This window comes from Nocardioides sp., from assembly GCF_035576065.1.
GTDB lineage: Bacteria > Actinomycetota > Actinomycetes > Propionibacteriales > Nocardioidaceae > Nocardioides.
Window position 1 is genome coordinate 93440 of record NZ_DATLWX010000008.1, and the last position, 15624, is coordinate 109063.

Consider the following 15624-nt stretch of genomic DNA (forward strand, 5'->3'; position numbering starts at 1 on the left):
CGAGAGTCGGTCTCAGTACCAGTTGTTGCCCTGCTTGAACGACCACGCGCTGCACGGGGTGCCGTAGGTGTCCTGGATGTAGCCCAGGCCCCAGCGGATCTGCGACTCGGCCGACGTCATGTAGTCGGCCGGCAGGTCGTGGAGCTGCGTGAGCGCCTGGGGGATGCCGTACGCCGACGACGTGGGGTTGTCGGCGTCCACGCGCCAGTCGGACTCCGAGACGTAGAGGGAGTCGAGGCAGGAGAACTGGGACTCGTCGAAGCCGAACTCAGGCAGCAGGGCCCGGGCGATGTCACGCGGGTCAGCGCTCGAGAGGTCTTCGGTGCGGGTGATCGCCGGACCGTTGCCGGCCGAGAGAGCGGCGACCTTGCGGGCGTCGGTGGCGCCGCGGCGATCCGAGCGGGAGACGACTCCGGCCTGGGCCCGGCGCTCGAGCAGTCCGTTGCTCTCGACCGTGTCCGAGCCCTGTGCAGCGGCAGCCGAGAGGTCAGCGGCGGTCGTGCCGGACGGGGCGCCGAGGATGCCGTTGGAGACCGCCAGGCCGGTGGCCGCAGCCGCCACCCCGGTGAGGAGGAGGGAGGTGCGCAGTGCTTGACGGGGGGCGGTCCTGACGGCCTTGTGCTTGCCGGGAGCGCGGTGCTTCGGGACGTACTTGTCAGACTTCGTCACAAGGAGATCTCAGTGGGGGTCGACGACGGGGGAACGTGGCGCAGCGCGCGATGGACCGGTGCGTTTCCGGTGTTGCCCGGGGTTGGTCACGAAACGGTCACGGGCACACCATGCAGGACGTGGGAAGGGCACGCAAACCGAACGACAGATCTGTGGAGAAGTTGTGAACCTCATCCATCGCAACAGCCCCATGAGATCACATGGGACCCACCGATCACACGCTTGCGTCCCGTGCGGAACCCCAGTCCCACGAGACTCACGGCAGACGGCCCGTGCCTCAGGGCACGGGCCGTCGACCGGCATTGCTGTGATCAGCGGGTCAGCGGGATCAGAGGACGACGTTCTCCAGCATCTCGGTCACCAGCGCCGCGATGGGCGACCGCTCGGAGCGGGTGAGGGTGACGTGGGCGAACAACGGGTGCCCCTTGAGCTTGTCGACCACCGCGACGATGCCGTCGTGCCGACCGACCCTGAGGTTGTCCCGCTGGGCGACGTCGTGGGTCAGCACCACCTTGGAGCCGGCGCCGATGCGCGAGAGCACCGTCAGCAGCACGTTGCGCTCCAGGGACTGCGCCTCGTCGACGATCACGAAGGCGTCGTGCAACGAGCGACCGCGGATGTGCGTCAAGGGCAGGACCTCGAGCATGCCGCGGTCCATCACCTCGTCGATCACGTCGGGCGTGGTGAGGGCACCGAGCGTGTCGAAGACCGCCTGACCCCAAGGACTCATCTTCTCCGACTCCGAGCCGGGGAGGTAGCCGAGCTCCTGTCCACCGACCGCGAACAGCGGACGGAAGACCACGACCTTCTTGTGCTGGCCACGCTCGAGGGTCGCCTCGAGGCCGGCGCACAGCGCGAGCGCCGACTTGCCGGTGCCTGCTCGTCCGCCGAGGGAGACGATGCCGACGTCGGGGTCGAGCAGCATCTCCAGCGCGAGCCGCTGCTCGGCGGACCGGCCTCGGAGGCCGAACGCCTCGCGGTCACCGCGCACGAGGTGCACCTGCTTGTCCGGACCGACCCGGCCCAGCGCCGTGCCCCGCTCCGAGAGCAGCACCAGACCGTTGTGGCACGGCAGGTCGCGGCCGGCCTCGAGGTCGAGCACGCCCTCGTCGTAGAGGACGTCGAGGTCGGCCGAGCTCACCTCGAGCTCAGTCATGCCGGTGTAGCCCGTGTCGGAATCGCTGATCGTCTCGGCGCGGTACTCCTCAGCCTTGAGGCCGACCGCCGAAGCCTTGATCCGCAACGGCAGGTCCTTGGAGACCAGCGTGACGTCGTAGCCCTCGTTGGCCAGGTTGCGCGCCACGGCGAGGATGCGGGTGTCGTTGTCCCCGAGCCGGAACCCCGACGGCAGTGATGCGGCGTCCGTGTGGTTGAGCTCGACCCGCACTGTGCCACCCTCGTCGCCCACGGGGACGGGCTCGTCCAGACGGCCGTGCTCGATGCGCAGGCCGTCGAGCATGCGCAGCGCCGAGCGGGCGAAGAACCCCAGCTCGGGGTGGTGCCGTTTGCCCTCGAGCTCCGTGATCACCACGACCGGGAGGACGACCTCGTGCTCGGCGAACTTCTTCAGAGCGCCGGGGTCAGCCAGCAGGACGCTGGTGTCGAGGACATAGGTGCGGTTCTTCGTAGCGTTGTCGGCCACTGTGGACTACCCCTCACCGAACGGCGCGCACACTCTCGCCCGCCCGAGCTCACCACACGGATCGGGGGGTCGGCAGGCCGGAGTGCCGGCCCCTCCACGCGCACGTCCCACCGTGTTCGGCGGTGAGCCGATGTGTTGCGTCGAGTCGTGAGTTGTCACGAGCTGGCCTCCGATTCAGCAGGCTTCCCCACCTGCCGATATCTCCGAAAGTACGCCCGGCAGGCAAGCGATCCGCCACGACACGCCAGAACGCGGGGTGAACGGTTCACGACGCCTGCCCGGACGGGCGAAGCGGGCTTCAGGATCCGAAGCGACGCTCACGCTCGGCATAGGCACGGATGGCGCGGAGGAAGTCGACTCGCCGGAAGTCGGGCCACAGCGCTTCGCAGAAGTAGAACTCTGAGTGCGCGCTCTGCCACAGCAGGAAGCCACCAAGCCGCTGCTCGCCCGAGGTGCGGATCACCAGGTCGGGATCGGGCTGACCCTTGGTGTAGAGGTGGTCGGCGATGTGCTCGACGTCGATGACGTCGGCCAGCTCCTCCAGGGTGGTGCCGCGCGCCGCATGCTCCTGCATGAGCGAGCGGACGGCGTCGGCGATCTCGCGGCGACCGCCGTACCCCACAGCGATGTTCACCAGGATGCCGCGGATGTCGCGGGTCTCGTCCTCGGCGGCCTTGAGCTTCTCAGCAGTCGGCGCCGGCAGCAGATCGAGGGCACCGACAGGGTGGATGCGCCACTTCTTCTGCGCGGCCAGTGACTCGACTGCCCCCTCGATGATCGCGAGCAGGCCGGTCATCTGCTCCGGCGGACGGTTGGTGAGGTTGTCACTCGAGAGCAGCCAGAGGGTGACGACCTTGACGCCGACCTCCTCACACCAGCCGAGCAGCGGGAAGATGTTGTCCGCGCCGGCTTGGTATCCCCCGGCGGTGTCGAGGCCGACGGCCTTGGCCCAGCGACGGTTGCCGTCGAGCATCACCCCGATGTGCTGGGGAATGCGGTCGGCGGGCAGGAACTTCGCCAAGCGGTGCTCGTAGGCCGGGTAGAGCACCCGCCGCACCGCGTCCCTCACTTTTGCCACGGCCCGATCGTAGCCGTGCCAACCGATCGAGCCGTGTCTAGAGTGTCGCCCGTGCCCGATGACACGAAACGCTGGGCGGACGAGACCATATCGAACCTCCGAGACACCCCACCCCGGCGACGCGGGCAGTTGCTGCGCCGTGCTGGCATCGGGCTCCTCGTCACGATCGTCGTGCTGGCGGCGGTCGACCTGCTCGGCCCACGAACGGGTGAGACGACCGTTCAGACCGGCACCCATTCGCTGGGCGTCGAGTTCCCTCAGATCGCTCGGGCCGGGGAGCCCGCTCCCTTGCACATCACCGTGGACGCGGCTGGCGGCTTCGGAGACGTCGTCCAGCTCAGGGTGTGCGCCGAGTTGTTCGACGACCTTGACTTTCAGAACTGGTATCCCAACCCGTCCTCAGAGACCGCCCAGCCGCCGTGGGTCTTCTATGAGTTCGACCCACCGCCCGCGGGAGACACACTCGAGATCAGCCTCGACGCTCGAGTCGCCCCTGGACAGCTCGGCGGGATCAACGACTGCCAGATCAGCGTTTTGGTCGAGGACGAGCCGGTCGTCTCGGCGACGTTCACCACGTGGCGGATGCCCTGATGGACATCTTGATCCGGTCCCTCGTGATCTTCGGGTTCCTCTGGTTCGTCGTCCGCATCGGCGGCAAGCGCGAGGTGGCTCAGCTCTCGGCCTTCGACATGATCCTGCTCGTCACCGTCGGAGACCTCGTCGCCCAAGGAGTCGTACAGGAGGACTACTCCCTGACCGCCGCCGTGATCGCGGTGGCGACCTTCACGCTGGCGGGGATCGTCCTCAACTCCGTCGCCTTCAGGTATCCACGCTTCCGGCCGTGGCTGGCCGGTCGGGCCCGTGTCGTCGTGCGCAATGGCGAGCCGCTGCTCGACACGTTGGCAGGCGAGCGGATGACGATTCAGGACGTGCACGAGGCCGCCCGTCAGCAGGGCATTCGGCGTCTGAGCGACATCGAGCTGTGCGTCCTGGAAACAGACGGCGCCTTCTCGTTCTTCACCAGCAACGACTCGGACGGGAGCGCTCCAGACCGCGGGCGCGGCTGAGCGCGTCGCGTCGATGCGAGCGCAACGCCTCCCCCGACGTCAGCGACGTTTCACCCCAAGGGATGTCGCAGAACGTGAAGTGGCTCCCGTTGGGGGCGCAAAGGCCTCATCGTCGCGTACGTTCTGTCCCATGAACGACATCCTGCGAGACCGTTTCGACGAGTTCTCCGGGCGCGTCGAGGACGCGATCGCAGAGGCGAAGCCGCGCCTGCGCGGTTGGCTGCACCTGGCCGTCGCCCCGCTCGCGCTCCTCGCAGGGATCGTGCTCGTCGCGTTGTCCCCCGATGGCGTCACCCGCGCCGGGTCGGCCATTTTTGCCGGCACCGCGCTGCTGCTCTTCGCCGTCTCTGCGGTCTATCACCGCGGCAACTGGTCACCCACGACGCACGCGCGACTGAGGAGCTTCGACCACTCCAACATCTTCCTGTTGATCGCGGGGTCATGCACGCCGTTCGCGCTGCTGCTGCTCGAGGGCCGCGAGCGGTGGACGATGCTCGCCATCGTCTGGGGCGGTGCGATCGCCGGAGTCCTGATGAAGCTGTTGTGGACCGGCGCCCCGCGGTGGCTGTCCGCGCCGATCTACATCGCCCTCGGCTGGGCCCCGGTCTTCTTCTTCGGTGACTTCGTCACCGGTGCCATGGACCGCTACGGCGCCACCACCGGCACCGTCGTCATCACCCTCGTCGCCGTCGGCGGCGCGTTCTACACCATCGGCGGCGTCATCTACGGCATGAAGCGCCCCAACCCGTGGCCGCAGTGGTTCGGCTTCCACGAGGTCTTCCACACCTTCACGATCCTGGCCTTCGTCAGCCACTACGTCGGCGTCTCGGTGGCGACCTACTCGCTGCGCTGAGTCAGCGCTGGGCCCGTCGACGTGCCTGACTGACGTCAGTCAGGCGCGGCTGCCCAGGGTGAACCAGGCGAAGCCCGCCAGGGCGGCGAACGCCACGGTGATCGCCAGGGCTCGCGCGACCAGGGGCGCGCGGGCCGAGAGCCTCTCCAGGAGCAGATAGCCGAAGGAGACCACGCCCAGGGCGACACTCACGTGCAGCAGCACGGCCAGCACCGTCCCGGCGATCGCACCGGCCACGCGGAAGCGGCCCCAGAGCAGGCTGAGCACCAAGGGAATCACGATCGCCCCGGTCAGCCCGCCGAGGATCTCCACCCACCAGACGCGCTCCCCCATCCAGGGCACCTGCCAGGCGAGCGGCCAGGCGCGGTCGAACAGGTCACCGGTGGCGCTGTAGCCGAGGTAGACGGTCAGCGCCAGCGAGACCGCCACCCCCGCACGGTGGGCCCATCTCATCGCTGTCGACCACGGCAGGCCACCCGGCACGAAGATCGTCGCCGCCGTCACGGCCGACCACACGATCCAGCGACGGATGATGCCGGTGCCGGTGTCTGCCATCGCGTCGCGAAAGACCCGGTCGGCCTCCACCCGATCGACGGTGTGGCCCTCCGTGGACGTGTAGGAGGCCGCGCCACCACCGTCGACCAGCGCATCGTGCACCAGCGCGGCAGGCAGGTGCGCCCCGGTCTTGGGGACCAGCCAGGTGAAGAGCGCCGGGGTCGAGGTCAGGTCGGTGCGGAAGTCCGGTGACGCCGGCACGAGGAGCTCGCCGAGCACCCGGTCGCGGTAGGCGATCCGGCGCTCGAGGCTGAAGATCTCGACGCCGTCCGGCAGGTGCCGCTCCAGCACGATCCGGGGGTCGGCCTCCGGGTCGGGAGGCAGGCCGATCCGGTCTCCGATCGCCAGCACCCCGCCGTCGTAGAACCGGCGCGGCTCGCTCTGCATCTGGCTGCCCAGCCCCCGAGATCGCATGCAGGACACTCTGGCACCCCTCACCGACAGCACGTGCTCACTGGCTCCGTCGGGGCCGATCCGGGGCCGATCTAGGGTCTCTCCATGACCACCGCCCGGCTCGTGCCCGTGACGACCGAGATGGATGGCGACGAGCTCGACGCCCTGGACGCCTGGCACCTCGCACGCAAGCACGGCCTGAAGAAGGTGGCGGTCGAGTCCTTCGTCCGCTTCAGGTATGGCGATGGGTTCACCAACTCCCGCGCGCTCGCCCTCCAGGCCTGCCTCGCGGTCGTGCCGTTCCTCCTGGCCCTGTCCGGACTGGCAGCCGACCTCGACGAGGAGCGGCCGGCGAAGGTGGTGGCGCAGGTCGTCGACTCCCTGTCGCCCGGTGCGGGTGACAGCGACGCCCTGACGTCGGCGGTGGAGAAGTCGGACGAGGCGGAGAAGGCGGGCGAGGTGGCCCTGGTGTTCGGCCTGGGCTTCGCCCTGCTCTCGATGACGACGGCGATGGCGCAGGTCGAACGCGGGGCCAACCGCATCTACGGCATCCGGCGCGACCGCAAGGCGTTGGCGAAGTACGGTCGCGCGGCCGTCCTGACGGGCCTCCTCGCCGGCCCCGTCGCCGTCGGCTTCCTGATGATCGTCGGGGGCAGCGCCCTGGGCCAGGCCATGGTCGACAACTACGGATGGTCGTCGGAGACGCTCCAGTGGTGGAACGTGCTGCGCTGGCCCATCGGCCTGTCGCTGCTCGTCGTCACGATCGCCGTGCTCCTCGACCACGCACCGCGTCGTCGCCAGCCGTCACTGACGTGGCTGGCCCTCGGTGCGGGGATCGCGGTCCTGGTGAGCGCGCTGGCCACGGTCGGGCTGGCGCTCTACGTCTCCCTGAGCGCATCGTTCGGGAGTGTGTACGGCCCGCTCGCTGGCATCTTCGCCCTGCTCCTGTGGGCCCTGCTGTCCTCGATTGCTTTGTTCCTCGGCACGGCCGTGTGCGCCCAGCTCGAGGCTCTGCGTGCGGGCTCGGCGGACCCGGCGCTCCCCGATCCGGGACGTCCGGAGCCCAGCCTGGTGGATGACACCGCCGACAACACCGCTGACGACGCCTGACCTCACGACGCACTACCGTCGACCGCATGCCTGACATCGTCATCTGTGAGCCCCTGCGGACGCCAGTGGGGCGCTACGGCGGCTCCTTGGCCCCCCTCTCCGCCGTCGACCTTGCTTCGCAGACCCTGGCCGAGCTCGTCCGCCGGACCGGTCTCGCCGAGGGCGACGTGGACGACGTGATCCTGGGCAACTGCTACCCCAGCGGTGAGAACCCGGCCATCGGCCGCATCGCGGCCCTCGACGCGGGGCTCGGAACGGGTGTCCCGGGCCTCCAGCTCGACCGCCGCTGCGGCTCGGGCCTGCAGGCCGTCCTGTACGCCGCAGCGCAGATCGCCAGCGGAGGAGGGTCGGTCATCGTGGCCGGTGGCGTCGAGTCGATGTCCAACGTCGAGCACTACGCGCTGGGTCTGCGTACAGGCGTGCGAAGTGGCGGCGTCGAGCTGATGGATCGCCTCGTCCGGGCCCGCGAGACCGCTGGCGGCAAGGACCACCCTGTCCCGGGCGGCATGCTCGAGACCGCGGAGAACCTGCGGCGCGCCTATTCGGTCTCCCGCGAGGAGCAGGACGAGCTCGCGGTCCGTTCCCAGCAACGGGCCGGTGCCGCGCACGACGCCGGCAGGTTCGCGGACGAGCTCGTGCCGATCACGGTGCCGGGCCGTCGCGGCAAGGCCGACGTGGTCGTCGACCGCGACGAGCACCCCCGTCCCGAGACCACGCTCGACCAGCTCGCGGCGCTCCGGGCCGTCCGGGAGTCGCTCGATCCCGAGTCGACCGTCACCGCCGGTAACGCCAGCGGCCAGAACGACGGGGCCGCCGTGTGCGTGGTCACCACCCGCGCCGACGCCGAGCGCCTCGGGCTGCGCCCCCTCCTCGCGCTCAGGTCGTGGGCCGTCGCGGGGGTCGGCCCCGAGGTGATGGGCATCGGACCCGTGCCAGCCACCGCGGCCGCACTGGATCGCGCCGGGCTCACCCTCGACGAGATCGACGTCATCGAGCTCAACGAGGCGTTCGCCGCCCAGGTGCTCGCCTGCCTGCGCGAGTGGGGCATCGACGCACGCGACGAGCGCCTCAACCCCAACGGCTCCGGCATCTCCCTCGGCCACCCGGTCGGGGCCACCGGCGCGCGCATCCTGGCCACGCTGGCCCACGAGATGCACCGCCGCGAGGCACGCTACGGCCTGGAGACCATGTGCATCGGCGGTGGACAGGGCCTCGCCGCCATCTTCGAGAGGGTCGACTGATGCCTGGTGAGCAGATGAGTGGCCAACGGACGTCTGGCGTCCCCGTCAGCCACGTCGTCACCGGCCGCGAGGACGCACCGGTCGTGGTGCTCTCGAACTCCCTCGGCGCCACCCACACCATGTGGGACGCGCAGACCGAGGCGCTCGCTGACCACTTCCGAGTCGTCCGCTACGACATGCGCGGCCACGGCGGCTCCCCGGTGCCGGCGGGCCCCTACGACATCGACGACCTCGCGGACGACGTGGTCGCCCTCCTCGACACCTTGAGCGTCGAGCGTGCGCACCTCGTCGGCCTGTCGCTGGGCGCGATGACGTCGATGCGGGTGGCAGCGCGCAACCCCGAGCGCGTCGACCGGCTCGTGGTCCTGTCCACCAGCGCCAGGCTGGCACCCGCGAGCACCTGGCGCGAGCGGGCTGCCGCGGTGCGAGCCCACGGCACCATCGCGGTGGCGGAGACCGTCGTCGGGCGGTGGTTCACGGCCCCCTACCTGGCCGCGCATCCGGAGATCAGGGAGCAGTGGGTCGCGAGCATCGCCGCCACCCCGGCCGAGGGCTACGCGTCATGCTGCGAGGTGGTCGCAGCGATGGACCTGCGCGACGAGCTGGCGCGGATCACCGCGCCCACCCTGGCGATCGCGGGCGCCGACGACCCGGCGACTCCACCGGAGGACCTCAGGGTCATCGCCGAGAATGTCGCGGACGGTCGCCTCCTCGTCGTCCCCGGCGCCGCCCACCTGGCGAACGTCGAGCAGCCCGAGGTCGTCACCGCGGCCATCATCGAGCACCTCGCGGCAACCTCCTGACATCAGGACGACTGAGTCGGCCCGCCCGGCGTCGCTGAGTCGTCCTGGACCGGCGCAGACGGGCCGGTGCTGTCGCTGGCGTCCGTGCCGTCGCCGTACAGGCCGAGGTCCCTGGACTCGCGCGAGATGCGCAGGTGCTTGAACAGGCTGAAGCCCAGCAGGGCGACCGCGACGGCGAGCAGCAGGAAGATGATCAGCGCCACCCATCCGGCCTTGACGTCCTCGGGCGCGGGTCCTTCTTGCACAGCAGTGAGCACGGTGAGCATGGGACCAGTCTCTCAGGCGGGGTCGGTGATGCCGGCGAAGAGGTCGTCCTCCGGCAGCTCGGACGCGACGTGGGTCACGACCAGCTCGAAGTCCTCCGTCGGCCAGGTCGCTGCCTGGATCTCCCGGGGGATGGAGAAGAACCAGCCGTCCGGGTCTATTTGCGTGGCGTGGGCGAGCAGGGCCTGGTCGCGGACGCCGAAGTAGTCGGAGCACGGCACCTTGGTCGTCACCCGGGCATCCCAGTCGGGACGCTCCTTCCACTCCGCCAGCCGCTCGGCCCACGGGGACTCCAGGTCGTGGGCGAGCATCGCTTCATGGAGCGCCACGGCCTTGGGTCGGCTGTGGCCGTGCTGGTAGTAGAGCTTGAGCGGCTGCCACGGCTCCCCGGCCTCGGGGTAGCGCTCCGGGTCGCCTGCCGCGTGGAACGCCTCGACCGAGATCTTGTGGCACATGATGTGGTCGGGGTGCGGGTAGCCGCCGTTCTCGTCGTAGGTCGTCAGCACGTGCGGACGGAACTCACGGATCAGCCTCACCAGCGGTTCCGCGCCGACCTCGACGTCGACGAGGCCGAAGCACCCCTCGGGCAGAGGCGGCAACGGGTCGCCCTCGGGCCAGCCGGAGTCGATGAAGCCGAGCCAGTCCTGCCGGATGCCGAGGATGTCGCGAGCCCGCTCCATCTCCTGACGGCGGACCTCCGTGATGTTCGCCAGGATGTCGGGCCGGTCCATCTTCGGGTTCAGGATCGAGCCGCGCTCGCCGCCGGTGCAGGTGGCGACGTGGACGTCGACTCCCTCCGCGACATACTTCGCCGTCGAGGCCGCGCCCTTGCTCGACTCGTCGTCGGGGTGGGCGTGGACGTGCATCAGGCGATATCCGGCGCGAGGCTGCTCCGAGATGGCTGATGCGGCAGAGGAGGCGGGCTGCGACATGCGGGTGAGTCTAGGTTCTCTACGCTGGCACCTGTGACCGAGCCGGCAGCACCGCGTTCCTTGACTGCAGAGGACAGCGACCTCGCGCAGCGGTACGCCGCACCGCCGCCCTGGCGCCGGCAGGCGCTGGTCGGCGCCGTGGCTCTGCTGGCCGCGGTGTTCGTCGGCTGGGTGGCCTGGATCGCGTGGGTGAACGCCACGCCGTCGGCCGAGTCCAACCTGGTCGGCTTCGACGTGGAGAGCGACAGCTCCGTGGTCGCCCACGTCGCCGTACAGCTCGAGGACGACGTGGTCGCCAGCTGCCGGGTGACCGCCTTCGCGGAGGACCGCACGATCGTCGGCGAGGTTTCCTTCACACCCGTCCAGGGTCGCAACGACGTGGCGATCCGCACCGACCGGCGAGCCTTCAGGGTCGAGCTGGTCGGCTGCTCGGCCCCTGATCAGCCGCGCCCTCGGTGAGGGCGCGGCGCGGCCCCAGTGGTCAATCGGCCGCGCCGATCTGCACCGATGGGCCCGAGTTGCTAACCTGATCATCTGCCCGCCCGGCAGCGTCGGCCCATTGCGCGGCTGCGAGCGCCAGCCGAACGGCTTCGGAGCAGGACCACCACACCACCACCGCGTGGACGCGACATCTGCGTATCCACCAAGTAGGAGCACACCGACATGACTCAGGACGCCGGCACCATCTGGCTCACGCAGGACGCCTTCGACAAGCTCACCGCCGAGCTGGACGACCTCAAGGGCCCGCGCCGCACCGAGATCATCGAGAAGATCTCGGCCGCACGCGACGAGGGCGACCTGAAGGAGAACAGCGGCTACCACGCCGCCAAGGACGAGCAGGGCAAGCAGGAGGCCCGGATCCGTCAGCTCGAGGACATGCTGCGCCGCGCCGAGGTCGGCGAGACGCCGGCCAACGACGGTGTCGTGGAGCCCGGCATGGTTGTCACGGTGCAGCTCAAGGACTTCGACGAGACCGAGAAGTTCCTGCTGGGCGCCCGGGAGAACCTCGACGAGGGCGACAAGCTCGACGTCTACTCGCCCCAGTCGGCGCTGGGCGCGGCGATCAACGGCAAGTCCAAGGGCGAGACGGTCACCTACTCCGCGCCCAACGGCAAGGACGTCACCGTCGAGATCCTCGACGCGGAGCCCTACCGCAGCTGAGCTACTCGAAGACGGTGTAGCCGCCCTCACGCAGGGCGGCCAGCACCGTCTGGGCATGGACGTCGCCGCGGGTCTCCAGCTGGAGCCGCACCTCGACCTCATTGAGGTGCAGCGTCGGTGAGGTCCGCTCATGCGCAACCTCCAGCACGTTGGCGCCGGTGTCCCGGACACGCGCCAGGAGCCCCGCCAGACCGCCGGGGAGGTCCGAGATCACGACGCGGAGGTAGAGGAAGCGCCCCGCGGACGCGAGCCCGTGCTGGATCACCTTCCCCAGCAACAGCGGGTCGATGTTGCCCCCGGACAGCACCGCGACGGCCGGGCACTCGAAGTGCGACGGCGAGTCCAGGATTGCGGCAACTGCTGCCGCGCCGGCTGGCTCGACCACCATCTTGGCCCGCTCGATGAGGGCGAGCAGTGCCCGGGACAGCGACTCCTCGGAGACGGTCCGGATCTCGTCCACGTGGTCACGCACGGCAGCGAAGGTGATGTCGCCGGGACGACCGACCGCGATCCCGTCGGCCATGGTCGTCATCGACGTCAGCGGCACCGGCGCACCGTGCCGCAGCGAGCCGGGGAACGCTGCAGCCCCTTCGGCCTGCACCCCGATGATGCGCACGTCCGGACGGGCTGCCTTGATGGCGATGGCGATGCCCGCCAGCAGCCCGCCGCCACCGGTCGGCACGATCACCGTCTTGACGTGCGGTGCCTGCTCGAGGATCTCCAGGCCGGCGGTGCCCTGACCCGCGACGACGTCGACATGGTCGAAGGGGTGGATCAGCACGGCGCCGGTCTCGTCGGCGAAACGACGCGCCTCCACCAGCGCGTCCTCGAGGTAGCGCCCGTGGAAACGGACGTCGGCGCCGTACCCCCGCGTCGCCTTCTCCTTGGGGATCGGCGCCCCCTCGGGCATGAAGACCGTGGACTTGATGCCCAGGAGGGACGCCGCGAGAGCCACGCCCTGGGCGTGGTTGCCGGCGCTGGCTGCCACGACGCCCGCCGCTCGCTCGTCAGCTGAGAGGCGGGAGATGCGCAGGTAGGCGCCCCGGATCTTGAAGGAGCCCGTGCGCTGGAGGTTCTCGCACTTCAGCATCACCGGCCCGTCGGTCAACGCCGACAGCCATCGGGACTCCTCCATCGGGGTGCGCACCACGACGTCCGCCAGGGCCACCCGCGCGGCCTCCACGTCTGCCAGCGAGACGCTGCCCACACCCACCTCAGTCATGTCTGCAGGCTACTCACCTGTCGCGTCGGTCGTGTCAGCGAACCGCTCCAGCAGCCGGTGCGCCGCGTCCGGGTGTCGAGCTGCCAGCAGGCCAGCCGCCGCCAGGACCTGGTGATGGTCCACGAGCACCCTGCGAGGTGCGCGGGGAAGCTGCCACCCCCCGTCGTGCTCACCCGTGGCCGGCATCAGCACCCGGGCCACGACGCCGTCGGCACCGTTGCGCAGCGCGCCACCCGAGCCGACGAGCAGGTCGACCTCGCGCAGGTCCTTGCCCGTTCGCTCGACGACGCGGCCCTCCGGGCTCAGCACCACCTTGCTGCGTCCGGCATGGCGCTTGAGCGCGGTCTCCACAGCAGCCTTTGCGATGGCCTCGTCGACGAGGCGCTCCTCGTCGGAGTCGGGGAGGTAGCCGGGTTCGGCATGCCGCCGCTCCGCGGCCTCCACCAAGTGGTCGAAGCCCGCCGCGGCCACCGTGCTGACGGCCGACCAACGCATGCCGAGATCACCCTCGACGGTACGCGTCACGGGAGTCGTCGCGACCACCTCACGGGCCAGGCCGCTGTGCTCCGGATCGATCTCGACCACGCTGTGCACGTCAGTGGTCGCTCCGCCGACGTCGACCACCACGACGTCGCCGGCGCCCGGCCGGGCCTCGTCCAGCCCCCGGGCAAGCAGCTCGACCCCGGTCAGAACGACATCCGGCGTCGCTCCCTTGACCATCGTCGTGAAGTCGGTGCGCTGGCTCAGGTGCTTGCCGCCGATCACGTGGGCGAGGAACATCTCCCGGATCGCTGCGCGCGCCGACTCGGGGGCCAGCACGCCGATGCGGGGCACCACGTTGTCGGCCAGCACGCACGGCAGCCCTGCGAACACGGCTGCGACCTCGTCGCGCACGTCCGTGTTGCCGGCCACCACGACCGGGCCTCGCCAGCCACTGGCAACCAGCCGTTCGGCGGCCTCGACGAGCACCGCACCGTTGCCTCCGTCGGTGCCCCCGGTCAGCAGCACCACGTCGGGATCGGCCAAGTCGTCGAGGTCGTCGCCCTGGCTGAGGGCGCGTACGGCGACCACCTTGCCGCCGCTGCTGAGGGCCACCCGACGACCGGCCTCGGCAGTGACCAGCTCCTCGTTGCCGACCACCGCGATCCGCAGGCCGCCCCCGGCGCTGGAGCACGCCAGGACCTCGGCCTGCCCGGCGCGCGGGTCACGGGCAGTGAGCGCGGCGAGGCAGGCGTCGTACCCCTCCAGGACGTCTGTCTCGATCGTCGTGGGATGGCTCACGCTCGCGACGATGGCACCCTCGTCGAGGTCGACCAGGGCGGCCTTGGTGAAGGTGGAGCCGAAGTCGACGCAGATGACGGCTGTCATCTCAGGCGCCGATCACGCCAGCGCCCGATCACGACAGCGCGCGGTCGAGGTCGGCCAGGAGGTCCTCGACCGTCTCGATGCCCACGCTGAGCCGGATCAGGTCCGACGGGACCTCGAGGTCGGTGCCGGCGACGCTCGCGTGCGTCATCCGGCCGGGGTGCTCGATCAGCGACTCGATGCCACCCAGCGACTCGGCGAGGGTGAAGACCTCGGCCTTGGCGCACACGTCGAGCGCGTGCTGTTCACCCCCGGTCACCCGGAAGCTGATGATGCCGCCGAAGCGCTTCATCTGCTTGGCGGCCACGGCGTGGCCGGGGTGCTGCTCGAGTCCGGGGTAGACGACCTCCGCCACCTTGGCGTGACCGCCGAGGAAGTCGACGACCTTCTCCGCGTTGTCGCAGTGACGGTCCATCCGCACACCCAGCGTCTTGAGTCCACGGTGGGTCAGGAACGCGTCGAAGGGTCCGGCCACCGCGCCCATGGAGTTCTGGTGGAAGGCGATCTTGTCGGCGAGGTCGAGGTCGCGCACGACCAGCGCTCCCCCGACGACGTCGCTGTGCCCGCCGACGTACTTCGTCGTCGAGTGGACCACGACGTCTGCGCCCAGCGTCAACGGCTGCTGGAGGTACGGCGAGGCAAACGTGTTGTCGACGACGAGCAACGCCCCGGCGTCGTGGGCGACGCTCGCGAGGGCCTCGATGTCGCCGATGTTGAGCATCGGGTTGGTGGGCGTCTCCACCCAGACGATCTTGGTCCGGCCCGGGATGATCGCAGCCTGCATGGCCTCGACGTCGGAGACTGCCGCCGGGCTGTGGTCCAGGCCCCAGACCTTCGCGACCTTGTCGAAGAGGCGGTAGGTCCCGCCGTACGCGTCGTCCGGGATGACCGCATGGTCGCCGGGTCGCGTGAGCGAGCGCAGGAGCGTGTCCTCGGCCGCCAGGCCACTGGCGAACGCGAAGCCGCGCTCACCCTGCTCGACAGCCGCCAGCGCACCCTCGAGCGCGGTGCGGGTCGGGTTGCCGGAGCGGCTGTACTCGTAGCCGCCGCGCATCCCGCCGACACCGTCCTGCTTGTAGGTGCTGGTCGCGTAGATGGGCGGGATCACCGCCCCGGTCATCTCATCGGGCTCGTAGCCGGCGTGGATCGCACGCGTCTCGAACCCGGCCTTGTTGATGTGTTCTTGGGTCACGGATCGAGCCTAGGCCAATGCGCCGCGGGGGCCTCAACGGACAGGTTCGACCCGAATTCCGCCTGCGTTTGCTTGAC

Annotated in this window: 17 protein-coding genes; 8 read left to right on the top strand and 9 right to left on the bottom strand. The window is 70.0% G+C overall.

All coding sequences use genetic code 11. The features are described 5' to 3' along the window. Positions 1–12 precede the first annotated feature (12 nt). The 3 genes from VNJ48_RS04025 to VNJ48_RS04035 all read right to left on the bottom strand — a co-directional run bounded on the left by VNJ48_RS04025 (position 13) and on the right by VNJ48_RS04035 (position 3389). Positions 13–669 carry a lytic transglycosylase domain-containing protein gene (locus VNJ48_RS04025; protein WP_325599348.1) on the bottom strand — a complete coding sequence of 219 codons (657 nt, stop codon included), beginning with the start codon at positions 667–669 and terminating at the stop codon, positions 13–15. 328 nt (positions 670–997) lie between these two features. Further along, positions 998–2311 carry a PhoH family protein gene (locus VNJ48_RS04030; protein WP_325599350.1) on the bottom strand — a complete coding sequence of 438 codons (1314 nt, stop codon included), beginning with the start codon at positions 2309–2311 and terminating at the stop codon, positions 998–1000. Between the two features lie 298 nt (positions 2312–2609). Further along, positions 2610–3389, bottom strand: a complete 780-nt coding sequence (locus VNJ48_RS04035) for an isoprenyl transferase (RefSeq protein WP_325599352.1) — start codon at positions 3387–3389, stop codon at positions 2610–2612. A 51-nt stretch (positions 3390–3440) separates the two neighbouring features. On the opposite strand from VNJ48_RS04035, the gene VNJ48_RS04040 reads away from it, so the two are divergent. From VNJ48_RS04040 to trhA, 3 genes are all read left to right on the top strand, one after another. Beyond that, positions 3441–3980 (top strand): hypothetical protein, encoded by a 540-nt coding sequence (locus tag VNJ48_RS04040; RefSeq protein WP_325599354.1) that lies wholly within the window; start codon positions 3441–3443, stop codon positions 3978–3980. Then, complete coding sequence (locus VNJ48_RS04045) at positions 3980–4456, top strand: DUF421 domain-containing protein (RefSeq protein WP_325599356.1); 477 nt, start codon at positions 3980–3982, stop codon at positions 4454–4456. The genes VNJ48_RS04040 and VNJ48_RS04045 overlap by 1 nt, the downstream gene beginning before the upstream one ends. Before the next feature lie 130 nt (positions 4457–4586). Beyond that, on the top strand, positions 4587–5309 hold the full coding sequence (trhA, locus tag VNJ48_RS04050; RefSeq protein WP_325599358.1) for a PAQR family membrane homeostasis protein TrhA: 723 nt from the start codon (positions 4587–4589) through the stop codon (positions 5307–5309). A 39-nt stretch (positions 5310–5348) separates the two neighbouring features. Here the strand turns inward: trhA and VNJ48_RS04055 are convergent, their stop codons facing one another. Continuing rightward, on the bottom strand, positions 5349–6278 hold the full coding sequence (locus VNJ48_RS04055) for a DUF1353 domain-containing protein (protein ID WP_325599360.1): 930 nt from the start codon (positions 6276–6278) through the stop codon (positions 5349–5351). Between the two features lie 84 nt (positions 6279–6362). Between VNJ48_RS04055 and VNJ48_RS04060 the strand changes: the two genes are divergently transcribed. The 3 genes from VNJ48_RS04060 to pcaD are packed head-to-tail and all read left to right on the top strand — an operon-like array spanning position 6363 to position 9411. Continuing rightward, positions 6363–7367 carry a YihY/virulence factor BrkB family protein gene (locus tag VNJ48_RS04060; RefSeq protein WP_325599362.1) on the top strand — a complete coding sequence of 335 codons (1005 nt, stop codon included), beginning with the start codon at positions 6363–6365 and terminating at the stop codon, positions 7365–7367. 26 nt (positions 7368–7393) lie between these two features. Then, the gene (locus tag VNJ48_RS04065; RefSeq protein ID WP_325599364.1) at positions 7394–8608 is read left to right on the top strand and encodes an acetyl-CoA C-acetyltransferase; all 1215 of its coding nucleotides are present in this window, start codon (positions 7394–7396) and stop codon (positions 8606–8608) included. Further along, positions 8608–9411 carry a 3-oxoadipate enol-lactonase gene (pcaD, locus tag VNJ48_RS04070; protein WP_325599366.1) on the top strand — a complete coding sequence of 268 codons (804 nt, stop codon included), beginning with the start codon at positions 8608–8610 and terminating at the stop codon, positions 9409–9411. Before VNJ48_RS04065 ends, pcaD begins: the two co-directional genes overlap by 1 nt. Positions 9412–9413: 2 nt before the next feature. On the opposite strand, the gene VNJ48_RS04075 is transcribed toward pcaD, so the two are convergent. Both VNJ48_RS04075 and mca read right to left on the bottom strand, forming a co-directional pair. Continuing rightward, a complete protein-coding gene (locus VNJ48_RS04075; protein WP_325599368.1) occupies positions 9414–9677 on the bottom strand; it encodes a hypothetical protein in 264 nt (87 codons plus the stop codon). Between the two features lie 12 nt (positions 9678–9689). Beyond that, positions 9690–10607, bottom strand: a complete 918-nt coding sequence (mca, locus tag VNJ48_RS04080) for a mycothiol conjugate amidase Mca (RefSeq protein ID WP_325599370.1) — start codon at positions 10605–10607, stop codon at positions 9690–9692. Between the two features lie 33 nt (positions 10608–10640). On the opposite strand from mca, the gene VNJ48_RS04085 reads away from it, so the two are divergent. Then, positions 10641–11066 (top strand): DUF4307 domain-containing protein, encoded by a 426-nt coding sequence (locus VNJ48_RS04085; RefSeq protein ID WP_325599372.1) that lies wholly within the window; start codon positions 10641–10643, stop codon positions 11064–11066. A gap of 204 nt (positions 11067–11270) precedes the next feature. Continuing rightward, entirely contained in the window at positions 11271–11768 is a 498-nt protein-coding gene (gene greA, locus VNJ48_RS04090; protein WP_325599374.1) for a transcription elongation factor GreA, read from the top strand. Between the two features lies 1 nt (position 11769). Here greA and ilvA read toward each other — a convergent pair whose 3' ends face one another. From ilvA to VNJ48_RS04105, 3 genes are read right to left on the bottom strand one after another with little or no spacing between them, the layout of a single operon-like run. Next, the gene (ilvA, locus tag VNJ48_RS04095; protein ID WP_325599376.1) at positions 11770–12990 is read right to left on the bottom strand and encodes a threonine ammonia-lyase; all 1221 of its coding nucleotides are present in this window, start codon (positions 12988–12990) and stop codon (positions 11770–11772) included. Between the two features lie 9 nt (positions 12991–12999). After that, a complete protein-coding gene (locus VNJ48_RS04100) occupies positions 13000–14358 on the bottom strand; it encodes a glutamate mutase L (protein ID WP_325599378.1) in 1359 nt (452 codons plus the stop codon). Between the two features lie 28 nt (positions 14359–14386). After that, positions 14387–15547 carry a cystathionine gamma-synthase gene (locus VNJ48_RS04105; protein ID WP_325599380.1) on the bottom strand — a complete coding sequence of 387 codons (1161 nt, stop codon included), beginning with the start codon at positions 15545–15547 and terminating at the stop codon, positions 14387–14389. Positions 15548–15624 lie beyond the last annotated feature (77 nt).